The following is a 22,657-nucleotide window of genomic DNA, read 5'->3' on the forward strand; positions in this document are numbered from 1 at the left end:
GAACAATCGTTCTTATGAGGTGCAACTGAAATGAATAGGAAAAAATCGCTTTCGGACTTAATCCATGCCTTGAAAACCAATGAGAATATCGTCAATTGGCGTGAGGTCGAGCCTCAAGAAGCCAAGACGCGTGCGATGCCCGAAAGCGTGGATCACAGAATTAAAGACGCATTGGCGAGAAGAGGTATAGATCAGTTATATACACACCAGCACACCGCTTATGAAACTATTCGCAAAGGCGAGAATATTGTAGCCGTGACCCCGACCGCATCAGGCAAAACGCTATGCTACAACCTGCCTGTCCTGCAGGCGATTGCGGAAGACGACGGAAGCCGTGCGCTGTACTTATTCCCGACGAAGGCTCTGGCCCAGGACCAGAGGAGCGAGCTTAACGAGATTATTACGGAGATGGGGATCGATATCAAAAGCTTCACCTATGACGGTGACACGGCTCCGGCGATCCGGCAGCTCGTTAGAACCGTAGGGCACATCGTCATCACGAATCCCGATATGCTGCATGCCGCCATTCTTCCTCATCATACCAAATGGGTCAGCTTATTCAGCAATCTGAAATATATTGTGATCGATGAGCTGCATACATACCGGGGCGTCTTCGGCAGTCACGTCGCGAACGTCATTCGCAGGCTGCAGCGCATTTGCAAATTTTATGGCAGCAACCCGCTGTTCATCTGCACGTCGGCGACGATTGCCAACCCGAAGGAGCTGGCCGAGCAGCTGACCGGCAAACCGATGAGGCTTATCGACGATAACGGGGCGCCAAGGGGCAGGAAGCATTTCGTCTTCTATAACCCGCCGATCGTGAATCAGGCGCTGAACATTCGCAAGAGCTCGACCGCCGAAGTCAATCACTTGGCAAGGGAATTTCTGGCGAATAAGGTTCAGACGATCATTTTTGCCCGCAGCCGTGTCCGGGTGGAAGTCATTTTAAGCCATATCCAGGAACTGGTCAAAAACGAAATCGGAGCCAAGTCCATTCGAGGCTACCGGGGCGGCTACCTGCCGAATCAACGCCGGGAGATTGAGAGAGGTTTACGGAACGGCGAAATTTTGGGGGTCGTAAGCACCAATGCGCTCGAGCTTGGCGTCGATATCGGTCAGCTGCAGGTTTGCATCATGACAGGGTATCCGGGAAGTGTCGCCAGTACGTGGCAGCAAGCGGGGCGGGCCGGCAGACGGCATGGAGAAGCCTTGGTGCTGATGGTAGCCGGCAACACGCCGATCGACCAGTATATCGTCCAGAATCCCGAGTATTTCTTCGACCGTTCACCCGAATCGGCGAGAATCAATCCGGAGAATTTAATTATTCTTGTCGATCATCTGCGCTGTGCGGCCTATGAGCTCCCTTTGAAAAAAGGCGAGGAATTCGGCCCCTTGGAGATAGCTGATATTTTGGAGTATTTGGTCGAAGAGAGGGTATTGCATCAGGCTGGGGATTCCTTTTACTGGGCGAATCAATCCTTTCCTGCAAGCGAGGTTAGCCTGCGCTCTGCAGCGCAAGAGAATGTCGTCATTATTGACCAGTCGAACGTCGCGAACGTCAAAATCATCGGGGAAATGGACAGATTCAGCGCGATGACGCTGCTGCACGATGAGGCGATCTATCTTCACGAAGGCGTGCAATTTCAAGTCGAGAAGCTGGATTGGGAGCATAAGAAAGCCTACGTGCGAGAAGTCGATGTTGAATATTACACGGATGCGAATCTGGCCGTCAAACTTGTCGTACTGGAAATTGACAGAACCGAGACAAGACGAACGTCATCGCTTCATTACGGAGACGTCCGGGTTAATGCCATGCCAACCCTGTTTAAGAAAATCCGTTTGACTACTTTCGAAAATATTGGTTATGGCCCCATCACCTTACCGGAAGAAGAACTGCACACCAGCGGAGCTTGGATTGAGCTAAGGGAAGTCGATCCGGAGATCGGCACCAAAACGCTGGAGCAACTGCTGCTGGGCATATCCCACGTTCTTAAACATATCGTGCCGGTTCATGTCATGTGTGACCGCAGCGATATTCACGTCGTTTCACAGATTCGGGCCGAGCATACGCAATTGCCGACGATCTTTATTTACGATCACTACCCGGGCGGCATCGGGCTAGCGGAAGATGTTTACAGACGTTTTGACGAAATTAAAAATTCGGCAAGACAATTAATTCGCAGATGTCCGTGCGAGGACGGCTGCCCGTCTTGTATCGGGACGGAAATCGAAGGCCTTCATGCCAAACATAAAAGCTTGGAACTTCTGGCTTCTATTTGAAGCGCTAATTATGAAAGAAAGCAGGTCATGCCCATGATGAACAATACCGCCTACGCATTCGGCAAGCTGATAGCTCCGAAGCTGCAGGAGCAGCGGAACGGCGGTGCCCGATGAGCGGGCTCCGCGAGAAGCTCGGCCGCCTGAGGGGCACAGCAGCGGCACCGGTAACGGCGCCGGCAGCCCCGCCGTCCGTGCCCGTGGCAGCGGACGAGTGGACACCGCTCGGCGCCCATATCGAAACGAGCCCGCAAGGCTCGTTCGTCATGCGGCGCCGGGTGTATGGCGCGGACAGCATGCACGGCCTTTACCGGCTGCGGGAGCTGGCCGGTTGCGCGCAGCAGCTGACCTGCTTTCACGAGCGCGAGACCGCTGCGGCGCATGACGCGCTGCTCTTCTTCGACACCGAGACGACGGGGCTCGGTGTCGGAGCGGGCAACGTGCCGTTCATGGTCGGCATCGGCTATTATACCGGGGAGCTGTTCACGGTGGAGCAGCTGTTGATCCGCAATCCGGCGGAAGAACAGGCCATGCTGCACTATTTGCAAGGGCTGCTCGACCGCTTTACGCATATCGTTTCTTATAACGGCCGGACATTCGATTGGCCGATTCTGAAGAATCGGTACGTGCTCAACCGGCTGAAGCTGGATGATGCGAAGCTGCTTCAGCTCGATCTGCTGTACCCGTCCCGAAGCATTTGGCGCCATACACTGCCTTCCTGCCGTCTGAGCAAGGTGGAGGAGAGCCGGCTCGGCTTCGAGCGGGTGGACGATGTTCCAGGTTCGATGGCGCCCGTCTTGTACTTCCAGTACTTGGCGGAGAAGGATCCAGCCATCCTCCAAGGGGTTTTCGTGCACAATGAACACGATATCGTCACGCTGGCGGCGCTCACCATCCATTTCGCCAAATTGCTTGCAGGGGAGACCGATCGTGCCGGCATCGAGCTCCAAGAGCTGTTCCGCACAGGTCTTTGGCTGGATAAGATGAAGTGCGAGGAGCAGTCGAAGCTCTATTTCGACGATTTGTATGCAAGGCTGAATGAGCAGGAGCAGGCGGCGGGGCTCTCGGCCGATCAACAATCGGCTATGCTGGAATTGGCTGCCTTTTATAAGAAGAAGGGCGAGTATGCTCGTGCCGTCCAACTGTGGAAACGGTGGATCCATCTGAAAAGCGCCGGTATTGCCCTGCAAATCGAGCCGTACCTGGAGCTGGCGATGTATTATGAACATCGGGAGAAAAATTTGAGCGAAGCGATCTTCTATGCAGAAGAAGCTTGGGCGAAGCTATGGCGAAGAAGGGCCCTTCAGCGCGGAGACCGTAAGCTAAGCGAGTTGGAGGAAGCGCTGGAGAAGCGCATCCGCCGGCTGAAGGACAAATTGCGCAAAGATGAAACGGTGACGGCTTGTGAGGCGTCGCCGGTCGGCAACGTGAAAGCGAAACCGAAGACACGCCGCCTGAAACCGGTCTATGCGAGCGAGGGACTGATTTAGCTGGCCGTCATCTTCCGTTTACGATGCCCGCCATTTGGTTATACAAGGAAGAAAACGGCAAGGAGTCGAACCAATGCCCGAGCTTCCGGAAATGGAGACGTATCGTCAGCAATTATCACGACTTATATTGAATTCGCCCATTCAAGAGGCGGAAGTGACCAGGCCCAAATCGTTGAATGTGGAGCCGGAATTGTTTAACCGCAAGCTGTCCGGCAACCGCATAGTGCGCTTGGATCGCAGAGCGAAGCATCTGCTTTTTCATTTGGCTACAGGTGAAGTGTTAGTGCTGCATCTCATGCTTGGCGGCTGGATGTTCTACGGATCGGAGGAGCAGAAGCCGGATAGGACGACGCAAGTCGTCATCCGCTTCGGTGCCCAGAACTTGTATTTCATCGGACTCCGATTAGGCTACTTGCATATGCACGCTCTGCCGGAGCTTGATGCCTTATTCCGTAAGCTAGGGCCCGAGCCTCTGGAGGCGGGCTTTACGTTAGCCGAATGGATGAAGGTGCTCCAAGGCAAGAAAGGCAATCTGAAAGTGACGCTCGTTGACCAGTCGGTTCTGTCGGGAATCGGTAATTGTTATTCCGATGAGATTTGCTTTGTGGCCGGCATTCTGCCGCTCCGCAAAGTGCCGACGCTTACAGATGAGGAGAAGATCCGCTTATTCCATGCCATGCGCTCCGTGCTGCTCGAAGCTATTCGTTACGGCGGCTATATGGAGGATCCGCTGTTCGTGAACGACACGTTAACGGGGGGATTCAATGACCGGTGCCGTGTGTACGATCGTGAAGGCGAACCGTGCTTGCGTTGTGGACAGGAGCTCGTGAAGACAGAGGTCAGCAGCCGCAAATGCTTTTATTGCGCGAACTGCCAATCGTGAGAGGGGCGGATGGACATGTATGTGGGCGCGCATGTTAGTACGCGAGGCGGCTATACCGGAGCCGCCAAAACCGCATTGGCGATAGGGGCTAATGCGTTCCAGTATTTCCCTGTCAATCCGCGCAGTCTTTCGACGAAGACGGTAAATGCCCGCGATGCGGAGGCTTGTGCTTTATTATGTCGTGAGCATGACTTGCTCTCGATCGGTCATGCGCCTTACCCGCTCAATCCGGCGGCTGATGCGGCGGACCGTGATTTGATGGTCAAGTTGATCCGCAATGGGCTCGACATCACGGATGCGTGCGGCTCCGTCGGGCTTGTGGTGCATTTTGGCAAATATGTTGGAAAAGACCCGTTACAAGGCTATAAAAATATAATACAATGTTTGAATAGCGCCGCGAAGGGGTATGCCGGCCGCTCGCTCATCCTGCTGGAGAATCAAGCTGGGGAAGGATCGCAGATGGGGCTGACCATGGAGGAAATGGTGCAGGTGCGCAAGCTTTGCGACTACCCGGACACCATCGGCTTCTGCTTCGATACTTGCCATGCGTTTGCCAGCGGTCTATGGCGAAGCCAGGCGTGGGACGAGCTCGAAGCGCGAGGAACGCAGCTGGATTATTTTCCACACTTAAAGGCCGTGCATCTGAACGATTCCGTGTACCCGTACGGCTCGCGGAGAGACCGGCATGCCAATATCGGGACCGGGCATATCGGACGCGACAATTTCGAGAGGATGCTGGCCTCGCCTTATTTGCAGCGTATTCCGGTCGTTCTGGAAACGGGCAAAGGGAGTGACGGCACGCATGCGCAGGAGGTTGCCATCGTCCGAACGCTGTTCAACCGCGTCCGATGACGAACCGCATGAACAGGAAAGGAAGGAAATCCGATCATGATTCATGTATACTTAGATGATCTGCGCCCTTGCCCAAGTAATTTTACACTGGCCAAGAACGTTCAAGAATGCTTGCTACTGCTAGAATCGTGTGACGTTGATATTTTGTCGCTGGACCATGACCTGGGCTGGTCGACGAAGGAAACGGGCATGGACGTCGTGATATGGCTTCTTCAGACGCGCAAATTTCCCAAGACGATTTATATTCATACATCAAGTCCTACGGCTTGCAAGGCGATGTACCAAATGTTATACACGGCGGGAGCAGAGGGTATGCGAGTGTACCCGTACCGGATGCCCGACGAATTGCAGCTGCAAATCGCGCAAGGCACGTATGTCAGCGAAGGGTAAAAGAAAGGAATGTAACGTTCGATGATCCATTTATCCCATATTCATTTTATTCGTGGAGAACGACATATTTTAAACGATGTGAATGTACATATCCAACCCGGTGAACACTGGGTATTGTTAGGCCGCAACGGCTCCGGCAAAACGACGCTCCTCGAAATGATGAACGGTTACGAATTCCCTAGCCGGGGAACCGTAGATGTGTTGGGCAACCGCTTCGGTCAATGCGATGTGCGGGAAATCCGCAAGAAAATCGGTTATATTTCGCAGTCCTTAATGGAGAAATTAAATTTGAGCGACCCTGTGCTGGAGGTTGTGGCGACGGGGGAGTATGCCTTTCTGCGTTTCTATCAAGAAATTCCGCAGGACGTGCTGGACAGGGCTAGGGTGATGCTGGAGCGGGTGCGCATTCCTCATTTGGCCGATCAGGCTCTGGGCAGCCTGTCCCAAGGCGAACGCAAGAAGGTGATGCTGGCCCGGGCGCTAATGATGAAGCCGTCGATCCTTATTTTGGATGAGCCGGGGGCCGGACTGGATTTGTTTGAGCGTGAGCGCTTCTTGCGGGATGTTAATGAGCTTAGCAAACAGGACATCACGGTCGTCTATGTGACCCACCATATTGAAGAAATTATTCCGTTATTCACGCATGTCGCCATCATCGAGCAAGGTGAAATCATTGCCGCAGGTCCGAAGAACGAGGTGCTGACACCGGAGAACATTCGCAAAGCTTTTGACGTGAATATCGAATTGGAATGGTACCAAGACAGACCGTGGATTAAAGTATTGGATTAATGCGTTGGATAATGGAATTCAGAATTTTGGATTAAAGCAGGTAAAGGATGCAGCTATGACACCAATAACGACTTACATCGGCACTTCCAATCACGGTTTTGCCCAATATGCGCAGGACGAAATACGCAAATTATTTCCGGGCAGCAAGTTCACGTTGCTTGTTCCGACGGAAGTGTTTTTATTTGAACTGCCTGCGGATATGGACCCGGCAAGAGCTGTGGAGACCATCCATGAGCAAGAGCCGATCTTCCTAAGACATATGCAGCCTGTTCTTCAGGACTGGGAAATCACCGGCACGGAAGCGGACCTGGAGCAGCTGAAGTCATGGCTGAGGGAAGCTATTTCCGAGGGAAGAATCCTCTACGGAGAGAAAATAGCCATTCAAGTACGCAAAGAAGATCGGGCTGCCGTTCCTTTCGCTCCTTTTGCCGTGAAGGCTGCGCTGGATGAGATCCTTGTGAATGACCTTCAGGCTGAGCCGGTCGTTCGCTATGCCGATCGAATCCTTTCGATTTACTTTGGCGCGAAGCGAATCTATGCTGGAATTTCCAGGCCGGCGGACAATTTATCCGACTGGTCGGGCGGGGCGATCCGGTTCATGAAGGAAGATGACCAAATCTCCCGAGCCAAATTCAAGCTCTTGGAGGCTGAGCAGCGGTTCGGCATCGACTTCGGTGTCGCTCGGACCGCGCTGGATATCGGAGCTGCTCCCGGAGGCTGGACCTCTCTGCTGTTAGAACGCGGCTTGAAGGTAACCGCTATCGATCCCGCGGCTATGAGCCCAAGACTGCTGGGTAATCCCAATCTGCGCGTCTATAAGAAAAATGCAAGCGAAGTGAAGCTGCGGGATAACGAGTTCGACCTGCTTGTATGCGATATGAGCTGGGACCCGCGCCAGATGGGACGCTTGGTTGCGGATTTGCTATATTCGCTGCAAAGCGGCGGGACGGCAATTGTTACGGTCAAGCTTATGCACAAGAAACCGTTCCAAACCGTTCGCGATGTACTGCGAATTTTTGAATCTTCGCTGTTCCTGCTTAAGGCGAAGCAGCTTTTTCATAACCGGGAAGAGTTGACGTTATATTTGCAGAAGATGTAGCATGTGGTAAAAAATGTAGATTTCAAAGCGGAATCCCCCTATAATCAAGGTGAATATACCTGATGAAGGGGGTTTTTCTTTATTTTGAGTCCGAATAACGCTTGGATTGGAACCTGCATAGGAGGGAGATACCGGATTGAAGCCTTGTTAGGTCAGGGCGGCATGAGTCAAGTTTATTTGGCGGAGGATATGAAGCTTAGAGGCAAGAAATGGGCAGTCAAAGCCTGTGTGCAGGCGGACGAGGCATCGGCCGTCTTCCTGGAAGAGGCGGAAATGCTGGCAAGGCTCCAACATCCGCAGCTCCCGCAGCTGATTGATTACTTGTGGTGCGACGGGACAGGCTTCCTGGTGATGGATTATATCCAAGGTCCGACGCTGCAAGATCTGTTTGAAGAAAAAGGCAGAGAATTGCCCTTGCCGACACTCATTCAAATTGCCAGCCAGTTGTGCGATCTCTTGCATTATTTGCATACCTTTCAGCCTCGGCCGATCATTTACCGTGATTTGAAGCCGGCGAACATTATGCTGAACGAGCAGTCGCAAGTGCGATTAATCGATTTCGGCGTCGCCCGGCATTTCACACAGGGGAAGCCTTCGGATACGATGCAGATGGGGACGATCGGATTCGCGGCCCCGGAACAGGTTCTCGGTTTACAAACCGACGCGCGTTCGGATCTATATTCGCTGGGCGCCATGCTCTATTATTTATTGTCCGGCGGACAGTATGCTTATCTCTCGCATAAGCCTTGGGAGAAGCTGCGGCCGGATCTTCCCGAAGCTTTGACCTCTTCGCTGCGCCTTCTCTTGCAAGAGCATCCTGAACACCGCTGCCAATCCGCGATGGAATTGAAGCTGCGGCTTCGCTCCATTTACCCGGATCCTCCAAGACCCTCGAATGAGCCTCTTCACCATTCATCGGCTACGCCCCCGGATCAATTACTTGTCATCGGCGGACTTTACGCCGGTGTCGGTTCGACTTTCCTGGCGGTTACTCTAGCCAGAATTCTTCACGCTCTCCAAGTCCCTCATGCGCTTGTTGAACAGCCTACCATTGCGCCCGATTTGTACATGCTGCTGTATGGCGACGTCAAAGCCCCGCGACATTACACTTATGCGGCCCAATGCGTGACCGGGCAGGGACATTCCGCTTCTCCCGGGTGGGTGAACGGCCTCTCGACTTGGGTGCCCTTGCCTCCTGACGGATTCCAGGGAGCTTGGCAAACCGCCGATTCCTTCAAGCTTCTGCATACGATCAGGAAGCAGGTCGTGCTTTGGGACGTTTCTACGGATTGGGAGCAGCCATCAGTCCAGGAAATGTGCCATAGCGCTGACGCTATCATCGTCGTAGTGGACCCTTCGCCTGGCAAATGCAATCGGCCTGCCTCGCGCGCGCGCTTTGAACGATTCGCAGCGTACACGCAGCGCGGGAAAAAGGTCCACTATGTGGCCAACGGCGCTATGCCGGCGGGCTTGCGCAAGGAGTGGGCGGCGTCGATGCCCGCGGTTCCGATCTGCAGCTTGCCCGAATTGCCGCGTACGGACGTCATGCGCGCCGTCTGGAAGGGGGATTTCATTCAGGATGACCCGGGTGTTCTCGAGCCGTTGATTGCGGCGCTGGCGCCTCTTCTGAAGGAGATCGTTCCTGGAAGCAGCTTGTGCGTTAGCGGGAGCAAGGTGAAGAGATCCAGGTTTTCTGCTTGGCGGCGGTAGCGAATATACCCTAACCAATTCGCCAAAAGTGTGATATGATGTTTCATATTTATAAAAGGTGAGGGGTTACTGAATCGATATGGAGAAACGATTTGCCAGAGAATCCAGATGCTTTAAGACATCGCGCATTTTCCCGACTGATGTGAACAATCATAATACGTTGTTCGGCGGAAAGCTGATGTCCTATATTGATGACATTGCCTCGATTGCCGCTCACAAACATTGCCGCAGATCCGTAGTTACAGCCTCAACCGATTCGGTTGACTTTCTGTCGCCGATTCATACGTCCGATTCGGTCTGTTTGGAATCGTTCGTCACTTGGACAGGTAAGAGCTCTATGGAAGTATTCGTTAAAGTCGTTACGGAGGATTTGAAGACCGGTGCAAGGAAAATCGCCGCCACCTCTTTCTTGACATTCGTCGCTCTCGATGACAATAAGAAACCGGTCGAAGTCCCACAGGTTGTACCGGAAACCGAAGAAGAGACGAAGCTGCATGAATCGGCACCGCAGCGGGCGGAGATGCGACGCATTCGCAGAGTCGAGAGCAAGAAGCTGGCCGGTTACTTCACGATGAAATATCCGTGGGAATAAAAAAAGATTGATTTCTTTGTTACATGTGGTACAATTTGGATAAATTGATTGAACATGCGGAAGCACCGCTGATTTGGAGATGAAGTGTCCAAATCGGCGTGTGCTTTTTTTGTTTTTCTGCATGTCAAGGGTGGGTGAGAGGTGAAAGCGGAGACAGCGATTCGAATTGCCATCGTGTTATCGATCATTAGCTTTGTGTTAATCGGAAGTGGGTTGTATGCCAAATATTCAGGTTTCCCGATCGGGTAGAGGAGGTATGGATGACAAAAATTCAGCTCTATGTTTTAGACGATGACGAGGAATATGCTCAGCGGTTAAGTGCATTTATCCGATCGTCCGAGTTCGCGGAGCGCTTTCAGGTGAAGCTGATCTCGCAGCCGGAGCGGGTCATGGAGCAAGGTCTTCATGCAGACGGTGTGCTTCTAATGTCCGATGCTATTGATAAGCAGCTCCTGAATTGGAGAACATCCCTTGTCAAAGTCGCACTTCGTGAGACATTCAAGGAAACCTATGATGCCGAAGAGCGAATACCGTCGGTTTATCGGTTTCAATCGTTGCCCAATTTATTGACTCGATTGGAAGCCTTATACGCAGCAGTGACTCCTTCTGCAAGCAGCGGAGCGCTCACTAAGTCCCGCGTTATTACGTTGTATAGCGCCTGCGGCAGCAGCGGAAAGACGATAACGGCGATTCATTTGGCGAAACAGCTCTCTTTTCGCGGGGAGCGGGTCTTTTATCTCAGTCTGGAATCGGTTAGCGGAGCTGCACTTTGGCTGCAAGGAGACAAGAGCAGGTTCTCTCAACTGATCTATTATATGAGAAGTATGCCGGACTTCCTCGGCCCGAAGCTGCAGCTGTTGAAATCGCATGACCCGCTTCAGCGGTTCGATTACTTGTCGCCGAATGACCATATGCGGGAAATGCAGGATATGAACGGCGAACAGACGGGACTTCTCATTCAGACATTGCAAGAGCTCCGTACATATGATTACATCATCATCGATCTGGATTCGTCCGTGCATCCGAGAATCTCGAAAGCCTTGGAGCTGAGCGACTGCATCGTTTGGCTGGTGCGGGACGATTTGAACGATGTGTTCAAAACAGTAGCGCTGTACGAGCAAATCGGCACATTGCGGAACGTGCATTTTGTAATGAATAAGTTTACAGGTATTCAAGAGAACGATTGGTCCAAGCTGGGGAAAGAAATCAGTTATAGGCTCCCCTATATCCCCGAGTGGAAAAGTATGAGTCGTGCCGAACAAGTGTGGCAATCCATTCTGTTCTCGGAGCAAACGTACGAGATGTTTGCGGCGATCATGAGAGGAGCCGTTATTTGATGAATCAATGTCTGTTCATGGAGCTGAAGGGACAGATTCAGGAGAAGCTCGACCTATCCGTCACGGTGGGAGACAGCCAGCTAGTAGAGCTTATCGAAGCTACTGTTTTTGCAGTTGCAGCGGAGCATCGATGGACCTCCAGTGAAATACAGGCTGCGGTCAAACGAATTTTTGATTCGTTTCGAGGGCTGGACATCCTGCAGCCGCTGATCGAAGACCCGTCGGTGACAGAGATTATGGTGAACGGGCATGCATGTATTTTCTTAGAGCGCCAAGGGATCATGGAGCGGTATCCGTATCCGCTTGAAAGTTCGGAGAAGCTTGAAGATCTAATACAGACGATCGTCTCTAAGGTGAATCGGATTGTAAACCAATCGAGCCCGATTGTCGATGCACGTCTAGCGGACGGCTCCAGAGTCAACATCGTGCTGCCGCCTGTTTCCCTTAGCGGCCCCACATTGACGATCAGGAAGTTTCCCGAAAGCCCGCTGGGGATGGATGATCTCATCCGAATGGGGAGTATCTCGCCAGACGCGGCTGAGCTTCTGCAGGTGCTGGTTGAGGCGGGGTATAACATCTTTATAGGCGGTGGCACCGGTTCTGGCAAAACAACGTTTCTCAATGCTTTAAGTAATTGGATACCTAATCATGAACGCCTCATTACGATAGAAGATTCCGCTGAGCTTCAAATTCAGAACATGCCTAATTTGGTGAGGCTGGAAACACGAAATGCCAATTCCGAGGGGAAAGGGGAAATTACCATTCGCGATCTGATTCGAGCCTCCCTGCGCATGCGTCCCAACCGGATTATCGTCGGTGAAGTGAGGGGAGGCGAAGCCTTGGACATGCTGGCTGCCATGAATACGGGGCATGACGGGTCCTTAAGTACAGGACACGGCAATACGTCGGCGGACATGCTCAGCCGGCTGGAGACGATGGTCCTTAGCAGCGCGCCGCTACCGGTGGAAGTGATCCGCAAACAGATTGCCTCTGCGCTGGACATCATGGTTCATCTCAGCAGAATCCGCGATTCTTCGAGGAAAGTAACCGAAATCCATGAAGTCGTGGGGATGAAGAATGGGGACGTGCAGCTTCAGCCGATTTTCCTGTTCGAGGAGGAAGGGGAAACGCCGGATCGGCAGGTTACGGGGACGCTCACCTATACGGGGCACGCACTAACTAACACGCACAAAATCCGCATGGCCGGGAAGAAGCTGCCGGACTGGTTCTCTTCCGAACGAGAGCAGATAGAGGTGATATAGGATGAAGCTTATTTATCTCATTCTCCTAACCGGTGCTCTTAGCTGGTTCATCATTTGGTCGTTGGAACGAAAAAAAAAACAAATATACAGAGAGAAAGAAGTACAACCCCGCGCTCCTGAACCTCGCAGCAAACCCGCCGTCCACGCATTAATTGACTACAACATTTATGAACTTTCCCTGAGTGAGAAAGCAGTTGCTGTTCTGATGCTGGCTATTCCAGCCTTCCTTGTCGGCTACATTTTTTATAAAAGCTTTATGCTGGCGGGCTTGTTTTCGTGCGTTGGCTTCTTGTTTCCCCGTTTCCGAAGGGCGCAGTTCATCCGGCAGCGCAAAAACAAGCTGTATGTGCAATTCAAGCAGGCGTTAAGCTGTCTGTCCTCGTCCATGACGGTTGGAAAATCCATAGAGACGGCCTTTAAAGATGCTCTGGAGGATCTGAAGATTTTGTATCCGGATGCGTCGAGCTTGATCGTGATCGAATTCAGCATCATTTGCCGGAGAGTGGAAAACGGTGAGCCGATTGAGGCCGCATTGAAAAACTTTGCGGATAGAAGCCATCTGGAGGACGTGATCAGCTTCACCGATGTTTTGATGACATGCAAACGTACCGGCGGCAATCTGGTGGAGGTCATGAAGCGTACGGCAGCAGTCATTGCAGAGAAGCTCGAAATCGCTCAGGACATTTCCGTTATGATTGCGCAGAAACGTTTTGAATCCAGAGTATTGGTTATAGCGCCAATCGCTATCGTTGCAGTATTGGCTTTTACGTCGCCGGATTACATGCAGCCGATGTACGGCGGTACAGGCGTTCTAATTATGACTGTTTGCCTAGTGCTGTTAGGAGGCTGTTTCATGCTTACGCAAAAAATTATGCAGATTCAGGTGTAATATGTGGATCGCCGTTTTATTTGGTCTAGAAGTTCTAGGCGTGCTGACCGTTCTGCTTTGGGGACGGGTGCGATACGCTGATCTATTAAAGGCGCAGCCTTATCCGTTTCGGTTTAAACGATTATTTCCTTACAGTTATTTGCTTGTAGACCGACTTCATGTGATGGACAAAATGCCTGCGTTGACGTCCAAGCTCCATCATAAATTGATCAAGCTCCATGGCAGCAGCTATGCGGCCTATGGCAGCAAATGGCTGTATGCGGAATTGTTATCCACAAGCACTATATGTTTATTACTCTCGACGCTTCTGTCGGCTTTGGCTGGCGGAGACGAATCGCTTCTGGGATTCGGCGTATTGCTCTCCGTCATGATTCCGGCCTTTATGGTCAGGGACTTGGATGTTCGAATCCGCAAGAAACAGCAGCAAATGATTATGGAGCTGCCAGAAGTGCTAAGCACGATCGTGCTGCTTGTTAATGCAGGGGAGACCGTCAACCGGGCATGGATCCGGTGTGTCGAAGCAAGGCCGCACAAAGCGCATACGCCGCTTTACAGAGAGCTCGCACAGGCCGTCCATGAGCTTGAGATGAATATTTCATTCGCGAAAGTCATGGAGGATTTCAGCAAGCGCTGTGCACTGCATGAAGTATCTTTGTTTACTTCAGCCATTCTGCTGAATTACAAAAGGGGAGGCAGCGATTTTGTAATGGCGCTGCAAGCCCTCTCTTTGGATCTATGGCAGCGTAGGAAGTCGGTGGCTCGAACGCTTGGCGAGGAAGCTTCGTCCAAGCTCGTGTTTCCGATGGTACTCATCTTTGTCGTGGTGATGATCATCGTCGCCACGCCGGCATTACTAATGATGAAATCATAATGGAGGACGAGAATGATGATGGGTATAGCTCGCAGAATGAAATTATTTTGGAAGGACGAAGAGGGGCTTGGAACTTTGGAGATTTTGTTGATTGTCGCTGTACTGGTTGCCGTTGCCATAATATTTAGGAAGTGGATTGTCTCGTGGTTCCAAAAGCTGATCGGAGATGCCAACTCCGATCTGAAGGATAACAGCGCAGTCACACCGTGTGCGCCGAGTCCGACGAAAAGCTGTGAGTCATAGATGCAGAGACCGGTTTGGCAGGTGTGAACAAGGCAGCTTTACTTTAGAGGCATCCCTCGTTTTTCCAATGATCCTCTTCTGTACAGTTACCCTTCTTATCGTGAGCCTATATGCTTATCAGAACGTATACATGCTTCAAATAGCCGGAACGACAGCGGAGAGATTAGCCTTTACCTGGGATAACAGCCGCAAAGATTTGATGACCGGAAACTTTAATCCTAGCGAAACGGACGGATTATATCACCGTCTTACGCCAAATCATGCGGCTGATTTATTCGGAACCTTGACGTCAGGCGGTGGAACGAAAGTCGAACTGCCATCAGACCGCTTGGGAAGTCTCACCCGGACGAAGCTAGCCAAAGCATCAGCGTATCTTCCAGCAGGCATTCGCGGAACGGCAACTTATTCGAATTACATCTTGGATCGGCAAATAGAAGTGGAACTGAACAAACCGTTTCAGATATCCGCTGTGATGGGGAAATGGTTTAATCCGGAGGGGATAAGGAGTAGAGCGGTATCGCATATTGTGGAGCCCGTTGAGCTTATCCGTCTAACAGACATAACGCGAACGTATTTTAGGGCAATCAAAGATCGTATTTCGCCTAAGAAGGTAAGGGATGTGTTAGTGGAACCGGCTCCAGGCGAACTGTCCGGACCCGGGATTACGATCAGTTCGGAACGCCAAGCTGCAGCCTACTTAAGATCATTGGTAAGCGGTACCGAGCATGTTCTGACCACGGCCTCAGGAAAAAGCAGAACGGTTGATGCGCTTGACGCACGTGGCGTAGCCCACCAAGCCTTTTACAGCATGACGGAGATGCAGCTCCGTACGGAGCAGTTGCCCAAAGATATCGAGCTGTTACAGGAAGGATCGCAAGTCAAAGGTGTTGTTTGGCACTTCTTCAAGAAGGATGCCAGCGGCAAAGGAATGCCGTCCCCTGCATTTCGCCGAGAGCTTGAGCGCAAAGGGATTGTCGTTGTGATTCACAATTAGAAGGGAGGGTGTGTTTGAACGTATTTATTCGTTCGTCGGCAGGCATAGTTTCCGTTTATTTGATTCTCGTTATCGTGCCTATTTTTCTGTTTCAGGCTGTGTTAATCGATTTTGCAAGAGTTAAGCTTGCGGAGCAAGAGACGGAATCGGCGGTCCAAGCGGCAACCCGGTCCGTCATGTCATCTTTCGATCAAGAGCTTCAAGCAATAGGATTGTACGGATTAGGCATATCGCAGACGGAGTCTGAGGAGCTGTTTCAGAAAGTGTTCGCCGCTAATTTGTCAGGAGCAATCTCAACCGGTGCTTTCCATTATGTGGATACGAAGCCTGCCGCACAGAGCAGTAGATTTACACCTGTATATACGTTAGGCAGTCATATCATTTTTGAACGCCAAGTATTGGAAGCTATGAAGATGAAGGCACCCATCGAGTTTACGCTTGAGATCACCGACAAATTTCGCAAAACCGGAACCCAAGCGCCATTTCGGATGGGCAGTCAATTCTCGCAAAACGCGGCAGAAGTTGAGAAGGTCATCGAGGAACGAGAGAAGGAGCTAGACGTTGCCTGGCAAATAAGCGAAGAGCTGCACGAGAAAACGACCATGTATCATACGTATTACCGTTCCCGAATTGTGGAATTGGACCAGTTGGCCGCGCAGATCGGCATTCATACGGCAGATGAAGTCCGGAAGGAAATCGCGCAAGTAGAAACGCAGCTGCAGGCCGTTCAGACAACTCTTAGGGACATGGATATGTCCATTGTGTCCATCGGTCAGGCCGGTCCTGGCGCCATTACGAGTATCCAAGCTCTGTTGGAATCCAGACGTGTGGTGGGAGAGCAAGCGGAAGCTCTTAGCCAAAAGCTAAAAGATTTGCGACATGTACTGGAGCTGATCATGAAGTACGCCGCGCTGCTCACGGCGACGAAGCTGGAAGTTCAGTCCAACGCCAACGTCATTGGCGAAATGCAGCAAGCCATCGAATCCTCGCTGCGAACTGCCAAACAACGAAACACGGAAGTTAGAACGAAATTAGAAGGAATTCTCCCCTCGCCGAATCAGGGAGGTCAGGGAGTCTCGAGTGTGAATGAGGTTTTTGGCAATGTTCCGGTGCTTGGCGACGACTATTTCTACAAATATCAAACGGCTGCAGCCAGTATTGCCGCTTTATTCTCGGCTTTTAAAGAAGTGGTGGATGCCGTCCAACTGTACACGGCGGAGAATACGGCAAGAGCGAATCAGACGAATGATGCATATTGGATGGAATCGCGTGAGTTTTACGGGAAGCAGAGCGTAATAGAGAAAACGCGGATGGATAGAAACGGGGGCATTCGTACAAACAAGACTTTCCAAAGGAATAAAATTCAAAGTGTTCTCGATCAAGCGAAGCAATCGATCGGCGGGTGCAGTGTAACGAATGCCGTTGCAGGTAACGACCCGATGTATGCTCGTCTACAAGGGTCTGGGAGCGGGGCGGCAGCCACCAAAGGGTATTATCAGAAATACCGGGAAGCCAACGCGCAAGACGCCGCGATCGGCAGTGAAATTGCATACGATTTGGAAAAGTCAGAGCCGGTCAGTTTGAAGGCAATGTCTATGCTGGAAGCTTTCAATAACGCGGCAGAAACGATGCGAAATGAGCTTTATGTCAACGAATTTGCTTTGACCCAATTTAACAATCGAACAACCGGACTGGAAAAAGATCATCAAGGCCTCCCGAAAGTTTCCTATGAACGAATCGATCCGGGGACTCATATGTTAGCCAACCAAGAAGCGGAATATTTGATTTATGGGTTCTCCTCATGCGTGGCGAATGTCTCGTCTGCTTATGCGGAGATGTTCGCGTTCCGAATGGCGATCCGTACGGTAGAGGCGCTGCTCGATCCCAAGAAAGAGCTGCTAAACGCAGGGTCGCCGTTATTGGTGCTTCTGGCTGCTGCCGCAGAAGGAGCGCTCATAGCTTTCCAAGATATGACGAAGCTCGTTAGAGGAGAAGCGGTTGAGCTGTCTGCCAAACTTACATCTCCCGCCTTGAGCTTGACGTATAAGGATTATTTGCGCATTTTCCTGCTGCTGCACAGCAATAACACGAAGCTGATGGCGCGCATGCAGGCGTTGATTGAGCTCGAAACGGGAAAGGATTTAACGCAAATCACGACCTATGTCCAAGGGAATGCGGCTAGCGAAGTCAGACTTTGGTTTATTCCGCAAATGATGAAGCTGCTAGCCGGATCCGGTTTGCTGGACTGCAAAGTTACCGGCAATCGGTGTCGGCTGACGAGCACGGCTGCCGTAGCCTATTAAGGGAGGGATCCTATGCTTCGCAACTTTTATATGGATCAGAAGGGAGGCATCGTGCTGGAGGCTTCTTTGGTGCTGCCGGTGTTCCTTGCTTTCGTCATGGGACTCGTCATCTGCATACAGATCGCCTTGCTGGAAATGGCTCTGGGAGCCGGAGTACGAGAAGCGACCAAAACCATTGCCGGACAATTGTATCCGGTACGGTTGCTGGTCGAGGAAGCGAAGCTGAAGGCGGGGCAAACCCGCCCTGCCGATATCCTTCATACAGTTATGGCTAACATTCAATCGGCAAAAGAGCAAATTAAGAATGCGGAGAGCTTAACTGATCAATATTCCGCATACATACCAGAGCCTTTGGTTGAACTCATGAAATGGGAGAAAGAAAAGCGAATGCTTGGAGAAAAATTGGTAAGTGATGGGAAAGAGAGCTTATTGGAAGAGCAGCTTAAACCTCGTTTGCAAGCGCTCATGACCCCGATCGTATATAAGTTCTGTAATTCTCGGACGATTCCGAAAGAGGGGTTCAAGGTGACCGCGGTAACTTTGCCGAGTATGGAGAGCGGCGGCGAAGCTTTCTTAGGCATAGAGGCTCAGATTACGTACAAGCTTCCGCTGCCATTTATAAGTCAAACCATCCAATTGAAAAAGAAAGCATTCGAAAGAGCATGGGTTGGCGTTTAAGCCGAATACGGATGGGGGAGGTCCCGAGAGTTTGTGAGTCATTCCATTTTTGTAATACTTCTTGTAATAGCATTCGTGACGGACGTCCGTAAAGCCATTATTCCGAATAAGCTGACGATCTGCGGTCTGCTAGCCGGCGTCGGTCTACATACGATAACAGAAGGGTGGGGCGGGCTATTGTTTTCAATTACCGGAGCAGCCAGTGCCTGCATGTCCCTGCTCTTGTTATATGCGATCGGTGCTCTTGGTGCCGGGGATGTGAAGCTGTTCACGGCGATAGGAGCATTAATGGGATTTAGTTTCGTAATCCAGCTGATCTTATATTCCATCTTAAGTGCAGGTGTTATTGGTCTAGTGCTGATCGTGCTGCATAAGAAACTGTCAGCTACAAGTTATAAGCTCATGGGCTGGATAATGTCAATCGCCATATTGCAGGAAGCGGATAGTGTGATGGGGATGAAGCGGCAGAGTAACATGAAATTTCCGTTTATGTATGCTGTCGTACCCGGAACCGCATTAACCTGGTACTACTCCTTTGTCTAAAAGAGGTGAATCCGCATTGAAAGAGCTATTCGGATTGCGCAGTGAATTCGTATATCTTCATGGTCACTACCTGAGATTGTACAAGGAAGGTGAAAGCAGTTTAACGGAGAAGGAGCTTTCGGCATTGCAAGTCAAAATGCTTGAGGCGAACACAATTCCGAATCTGCTGCCGCTTGAGATCCACGAAGTGGATTTTCGCATCAGCCTGATGTATAAACTGGGAGCCAAACGAATGCTTGGCCATGTGTTGAAAGTCGAAGGGTTGACGTTTGCGCATTTTGCCAAGCTGGTGTATACCGTCTTCTCCGCGATAGAGGGAAGTAAAAATTATATGCTTCATGAATCGGGTTTCGTTCTGAAGGAGAATTTCATCTTTATCGGTAGCGATTGGATGGATGTCTATTTGACGTATGTGCCGCTTGATATGAACCGCATGGAAGAGGAGCGTTACACTTCTTTCTTTCATTTCATGAAGCAAATGGCTATGGAGCTTAATGATGTTGAAAGGCATGAAGCGGAAGCCTGGTTAGATACATTGCCGCCAGAAATGGAGCCGAAATTGTACAAAGAGAAGCTGTTGAATTTGATGAACGAGCATAACCGCCGGCAAATCAACAAGCTTCCGCCGCCGATTCGGCAACGATCGGAAAAGAGCGAATCTGCGCCTTTGAATGGTAGCTTTAAAGAACCGGAAGCCATGATGCCGATAGTTTCTGAGCGGCTTCTCGCTGAGAGATACGGTTACCGGATTGCATTCACTCCGGTTCGAACCAGAACACAGTGGCTCGTCCTTACCGGTGTCATTCTCGCCGCGGCTTTCACATGGCGTCATTATGTGGACTCGCCCTCGACGAGTTCTCTGCATCTTAGTGCCGGGCTCACCGTTCTTTTCACGGACCTCTGGTTCATTGTGAAATTTCTGGGTGTGCCGGCTTACCGAACGATCGAAGAAAGCCGAACCAGCCAGGAGCCTGAGAAGCCGCCAGCTGAGCCGCCGGACCTTGAAGCTCATTATCAAAATCTGCATATGCACACCACGCTGCTTCGACAGAAGCAATCAGAGGCTACTGTTTTCCTGGGCAGCATCATCAATAAATCGCCCGGTCCGAGACTGGAATGGGAAGACCTGACGGGTGAGAAGAATTTTATCTCATTAAGGAATGAATCATTCTCGATCGGGCGAGGGGATGACAATCATTCGATGGATTACGTGTTGGAGGAAGCGGGTGTTTCCAGAATTCATGCGGAAATTAGGAGAAACGGCCAGGGGTACGAGGTTCAGGATACGGGCTCCACGAACGGAACGAGCCTGAATGGTGAGCCGATGGTCGCCAATCGGCCTTATCCTTTAATTGATGGGGATGAAATCCGCATTGTCCGCCGGACGTTTATTTTCCGAAGTTCATGAACGAAACGGAATTAGATGAAATTAACTATTTCCTGTCTTGCATCAGCAGTGGTATAATGAATAGTCATGTGCAAGAGCGATTTTAGATAGACAGGAGTTTTAAATTACCCAATGAGTCTTTTGACGATAGAAGATTTAAGCCACAGCTTCGGCGATCGTACATTGTTTAAGAATGTTTCGTTTCGGCTGCTGGCAGGCGAACGCGTAGGTATAGTAGGAGCTAACGGTGTGGGGAAATCCACATTGATGAATATATTGACCGGCAAACTTTTGAAGGACACGGGTAAGGTCGAATGGACGCCTCGGGTCAAATACGGCTATTTGGATCAGCATTCGGTGCTAGCTCAAGGGAAAACGATTCGCGACATATTGCGGGACGCTTTTCTGCCGCTGTTTGAGGAAGAGCAAGCGCTGATGGCGATCACCGACAAAATGGCGGATGCTTCTCCCGAAGAGCTGGATATTCTTTTGGAGCAAATGGGAGAAATTCAGGAGCGACTGGATATCGGCGGATTCTATATGCTCGATGTGAAGATTGAAGAGATGGCAAACGGTCTAGGACTAAATGCAATCGGTTTGGACCGTGACGTAACCTCGCTTAGCGGCGGCCAGCGGACCAAGGTGCTTTTGGCCAAGCTGCTTCTGGAGAAGCCGACTGTCTTGCTGTTGGACGAGCCTACGAACTATTTGGACGTCGAACATATTGAGTGGCTGAAGATGTATCTCAAGGATTATCCGTTTGCGTTCATGCTGATTTCTCACGACACGGAATTCATGAACGAAGTTGTGAATGTCATCTATCATTTGGAGTTTACGAAGTTGACACGCTATACGGCCAATTACGAGAAATTCCTGGATATGGCGGAAATGAACAAAACGCAGCATTTGGATGCTTACGAGAAGCAACAGGAGTATATCAAGAAGCAGGAGGACTTTATTGCCCGCAATAAAGCGCGAGCTTCAACCTCGACGCGTGCGAAAAGCCGTCAGAAGCAGCTGGAGAAGATCGACCGGATCGAACGTCCGGAGACGGCCATGAAGCCAACGTTCAACTTCAAGGAATCACGAACTAGTGGTAGAATAGTATTTGAAGCGCAAGATTTGGAGATTGGCTACGACCGCCCGCTGCTGCCGAAGATGAACGTGACCATTGAACGCGGCGAGAAAATCGCAATCGTCGGCTGCAACGGCGTCGGGAAATCGACACTGCTCAAAACGATCCTCGGCAAAATCGAGCCGTTTGGCGGCAAGACGTATCAAGGCGATTATTTGAGTCCTGCCTATTTCGAGCAGGAGGTCAAAGCGCCGAATATGACGCCGATCGACGATGTGTGGAACGAGTTCTCGCATATGACGCAGAACGAAGTCAGAGGCGCGCTGGCCAGATGCGGCTTGAAGAACGAGCACATCACCCGCGCTATGAGCATGCTAAGCGGCGGCGAGCAGGCCAAAGTGCGGCTGTGCAAGCTGCTGATGCGCGAGAGCAATTGGCTCTTGTTCGACGAGCCGACCAATCATTTGGACGTAGTCGCCAAGGAAGAGCTGCAACGAGCATTGATGGCGTATAAAGGCACCGTCCTGCTTGTTTGCCATGAGCCCGATTTCTACGAAGGCTGGGTAAGCCGCGTGTGGAACGTCGAAGAATGGTCGGCCAAAGCCGAAATAACCAATTAGGGGGAAATGTCCAATGTTAACGCATGTTGTATTTTTCAAGTTGAAAGATCGCAGCCCGGAGGCTATTGAAGTTACGAAAGCCGTTCTTACGAATATGGAAGGTAAAATTCCGGTTTTGCGTCATATCGAAGTCGGCACCGACGTCCTTCACTCGGAGCGTTCTTACGATATCGCGTTAATCACGAGGTTCGATTCTTTAGAGGATCTCAAAGTGTACGACACGCACCCCGTACATGAAGAAGTGAAGGCGCACATGAGAACGGTTCTGGATGGAACGTCCCTATGTGTCGACTTTGAAAGCTGATTCCGTTTGAAAAACATCCAGGAACAGTGTAGTATCCTTAGGAGGGGAAGCTTAACGGCTGTACTGTAA

The 22,657-nt window shown here is 51.1% G+C and carries 21 protein-coding genes; all 21 read left to right on the forward strand.

The features are described 5' to 3' along the window. Positions 1–30: 30 nt before the first annotated feature. Positions 31–2,280 carry a DEAD/DEAH box helicase gene (locus J2X61_RS20090; RefSeq protein ID WP_274468315.1) on the forward strand — a complete coding sequence of 750 codons (2,250 nt, stop codon included), beginning with the start codon at positions 31–33 and terminating at the stop codon, positions 2,278–2,280. 110 nt (positions 2,281–2,390) lie between these two features. Beyond that, positions 2,391–3,767, forward strand: a complete 1,377-nt coding sequence (locus J2X61_RS20095; RefSeq protein ID WP_310190020.1) for a ribonuclease H-like domain-containing protein — start codon at positions 2,391–2,393, stop codon at positions 3,765–3,767. Positions 3,768–3,840: 73 nt separating this feature from the next. Continuing rightward, a complete protein-coding gene (locus J2X61_RS20100) occupies positions 3,841–4,650 on the forward strand; it encodes an Fpg/Nei family DNA glycosylase (protein ID WP_310190022.1) in 810 nt (269 codons plus the stop codon). A gap of 15 nt (positions 4,651–4,665) precedes the next feature. Continuing rightward, a complete protein-coding gene (locus J2X61_RS20105; protein WP_396135472.1) occupies positions 4,666–5,502 on the forward strand; it encodes a deoxyribonuclease IV in 837 nt (278 codons plus the stop codon). Positions 5,503–5,538: 36 nt separating this feature from the next. Continuing rightward, on the forward strand, positions 5,539–5,892 hold the full coding sequence (locus J2X61_RS20110) for a cyclic-phosphate processing receiver domain-containing protein (RefSeq protein ID WP_274468319.1): 354 nt from the start codon (positions 5,539–5,541) through the stop codon (positions 5,890–5,892). A 21-nt stretch (positions 5,893–5,913) separates the two neighbouring features. Further along, the gene (locus J2X61_RS20115) at positions 5,914–6,681 is read left to right on the forward strand and encodes an ABC transporter ATP-binding protein (protein WP_274468320.1); all 768 of its coding nucleotides are present in this window, start codon (positions 5,914–5,916) and stop codon (positions 6,679–6,681) included. 55 nt (positions 6,682–6,736) lie between these two features. Further along, positions 6,737–7,780 (forward strand): SAM-dependent methyltransferase, encoded by a 1,044-nt coding sequence (locus J2X61_RS20120; protein WP_274468321.1) that lies wholly within the window; start codon positions 6,737–6,739, stop codon positions 7,778–7,780. A gap of 84 nt (positions 7,781–7,864) precedes the next feature. Beyond that, entirely contained in the window at positions 7,865–9,490 is a 1,626-nt protein-coding gene (locus J2X61_RS20125; RefSeq protein WP_310190027.1) for a serine/threonine protein kinase, read from the forward strand. 79 nt (positions 9,491–9,569) lie between these two features. Next, entirely contained in the window at positions 9,570–10,082 is a 513-nt protein-coding gene (locus tag J2X61_RS20130; RefSeq protein WP_274468323.1) for an acyl-CoA thioesterase, read from the forward strand. A 260-nt stretch (positions 10,083–10,342) separates the two neighbouring features. Beyond that, positions 10,343–11,419, forward strand: coding sequence for an AAA family ATPase (locus J2X61_RS20135; protein WP_274468324.1), 1,077 nt, complete (start codon positions 10,343–10,345; stop codon positions 11,417–11,419). Next, complete coding sequence (locus tag J2X61_RS20140) at positions 11,419–12,681, forward strand: TadA family conjugal transfer-associated ATPase (protein ID WP_274468325.1); 1,263 nt, start codon at positions 11,419–11,421, stop codon at positions 12,679–12,681. Before J2X61_RS20135 ends, J2X61_RS20140 begins: the two co-directional genes overlap by 1 nt. Position 12,682: 1 nt before the next feature. Continuing rightward, on the forward strand, positions 12,683–13,570 hold the full coding sequence (locus tag J2X61_RS20145; protein ID WP_310190030.1) for a type II secretion system F family protein: 888 nt from the start codon (positions 12,683–12,685) through the stop codon (positions 13,568–13,570). Position 13,571: 1 nt separating this feature from the next. Next, on the forward strand, positions 13,572–14,441 hold the full coding sequence (locus J2X61_RS20150) for a type II secretion system F family protein (RefSeq protein ID WP_310190032.1): 870 nt from the start codon (positions 13,572–13,574) through the stop codon (positions 14,439–14,441). 36 nt (positions 14,442–14,477) lie between these two features. After that, positions 14,478–14,684, forward strand: a complete 207-nt coding sequence (locus J2X61_RS20155; RefSeq protein WP_310190034.1) for a Flp1 family type IVb pilin — start codon at positions 14,478–14,480, stop codon at positions 14,682–14,684. Positions 14,685–14,814: 130 nt separating this feature from the next. Continuing rightward, positions 14,815–15,678: a hypothetical protein gene (locus J2X61_RS20160; protein WP_310190036.1), complete on the forward strand. Its 864-nt coding sequence runs from the start codon at positions 14,815–14,817 to the stop codon at positions 15,676–15,678. Positions 15,679–15,692: 14 nt separating this feature from the next. Next, the gene (locus tag J2X61_RS20165) at positions 15,693–17,981 is read left to right on the forward strand and encodes a hypothetical protein (RefSeq protein ID WP_310190038.1); all 2,289 of its coding nucleotides are present in this window, start codon (positions 15,693–15,695) and stop codon (positions 17,979–17,981) included. A gap of 12 nt (positions 17,982–17,993) precedes the next feature. Further along, the gene (locus tag J2X61_RS20170; protein WP_310190040.1) at positions 17,994–18,659 is read left to right on the forward strand and encodes a TadE/TadG family type IV pilus assembly protein; all 666 of its coding nucleotides are present in this window, start codon (positions 17,994–17,996) and stop codon (positions 18,657–18,659) included. Positions 18,660–18,692: 33 nt separating this feature from the next. Further along, on the forward strand, positions 18,693–19,202 hold the full coding sequence (locus J2X61_RS20175) for an A24 family peptidase (RefSeq protein ID WP_274468372.1): 510 nt from the start codon (positions 18,693–18,695) through the stop codon (positions 19,200–19,202). A 16-nt stretch (positions 19,203–19,218) separates the two neighbouring features. Next, entirely contained in the window at positions 19,219–20,610 is a 1,392-nt protein-coding gene (locus J2X61_RS20180; protein ID WP_310190042.1) for a DUF6382 and FHA domain-containing protein, read from the forward strand. A 111-nt stretch (positions 20,611–20,721) separates the two neighbouring features. Next, a complete protein-coding gene (locus tag J2X61_RS20185) occupies positions 20,722–22,284 on the forward strand; it encodes an ABC-F family ATP-binding cassette domain-containing protein (RefSeq protein ID WP_310190044.1) in 1,563 nt (520 codons plus the stop codon). A 13-nt stretch (positions 22,285–22,297) separates the two neighbouring features. Next, positions 22,298–22,588, forward strand: coding sequence for a Dabb family protein (locus J2X61_RS20190; RefSeq protein ID WP_274468376.1), 291 nt, complete (start codon positions 22,298–22,300; stop codon positions 22,586–22,588). Positions 22,589–22,657: the final 69 nt, after the last annotated feature.

It is taken from the genome of Bacillus sp. 3255, assembly GCF_031456485.1.
Classification (GTDB): Bacteria; Bacillota; Bacilli; order Paenibacillales; family NBRC-103111; genus Paenibacillus_E.

What these genes read in the sequence shown, in the direction of transcription:
- J2X61_RS20105 (WP_396135472.1), top strand. Translation starts at nt 4,666, where the DNA reads ATGTATGTGGGCGCGCATGTTAGTACGCGAGGCGGCTATACCGGAGCC.
- J2X61_RS20130 (WP_274468323.1), top strand. Translation starts at nt 9,570, where the DNA reads ATGGAGAAACGATTTGCCAGAGAATCCAGATGCTTTAAGACATCGCGC.
- J2X61_RS20120 (WP_274468321.1), top strand. Translation starts at nt 6,737, where the DNA reads ATGACACCAATAACGACTTACATCGGCACTTCCAATCACGGTTTTGCC.
- J2X61_RS20090 (WP_274468315.1), top strand. Translation starts at nt 31, where the DNA reads ATGAATAGGAAAAAATCGCTTTCGGACTTAATCCATGCCTTGAAAACC.
- J2X61_RS20100 (WP_310190022.1), top strand. Translation starts at nt 3,841, where the DNA reads ATGCCCGAGCTTCCGGAAATGGAGACGTATCGTCAGCAATTATCACGA.
- J2X61_RS20110 (WP_274468319.1), top strand. Translation starts at nt 5,539, where the DNA reads ATGATTCATGTATACTTAGATGATCTGCGCCCTTGCCCAAGTAATTTT.
- J2X61_RS20115 (WP_274468320.1), top strand. Translation starts at nt 5,914, where the DNA reads ATGATCCATTTATCCCATATTCATTTTATTCGTGGAGAACGACATATT.
- J2X61_RS20185 (WP_310190044.1), top strand. Translation starts at nt 20,722, where the DNA reads ATGAGTCTTTTGACGATAGAAGATTTAAGCCACAGCTTCGGCGATCGT.
- J2X61_RS20150 (WP_310190032.1), top strand. Translation starts at nt 13,572, where the DNA reads ATGTGGATCGCCGTTTTATTTGGTCTAGAAGTTCTAGGCGTGCTGACC.
- J2X61_RS20145 (WP_310190030.1), top strand. Translation starts at nt 12,683, where the DNA reads ATGAAGCTTATTTATCTCATTCTCCTAACCGGTGCTCTTAGCTGGTTC.
- J2X61_RS20135 (WP_274468324.1), top strand. Translation starts at nt 10,343, where the DNA reads ATGACAAAAATTCAGCTCTATGTTTTAGACGATGACGAGGAATATGCT.
- J2X61_RS20095 (WP_310190020.1), top strand. Translation starts at nt 2,391, where the DNA reads ATGAGCGGGCTCCGCGAGAAGCTCGGCCGCCTGAGGGGCACAGCAGCG.
- J2X61_RS20155 (WP_310190034.1), top strand. Translation starts at nt 14,478, where the DNA reads ATGAAATTATTTTGGAAGGACGAAGAGGGGCTTGGAACTTTGGAGATT.
- J2X61_RS20160 (WP_310190036.1), top strand. Translation starts at nt 14,815, where the DNA reads ATGCTTCAAATAGCCGGAACGACAGCGGAGAGATTAGCCTTTACCTGG.
- J2X61_RS20170 (WP_310190040.1), top strand. Translation starts at nt 17,994, where the DNA reads ATGCTTCGCAACTTTTATATGGATCAGAAGGGAGGCATCGTGCTGGAG.
- J2X61_RS20190 (WP_274468376.1), top strand. Translation starts at nt 22,298, where the DNA reads ATGTTAACGCATGTTGTATTTTTCAAGTTGAAAGATCGCAGCCCGGAG.
- J2X61_RS20140 (WP_274468325.1), top strand. Translation starts at nt 11,419, where the DNA reads ATGAATCAATGTCTGTTCATGGAGCTGAAGGGACAGATTCAGGAGAAG.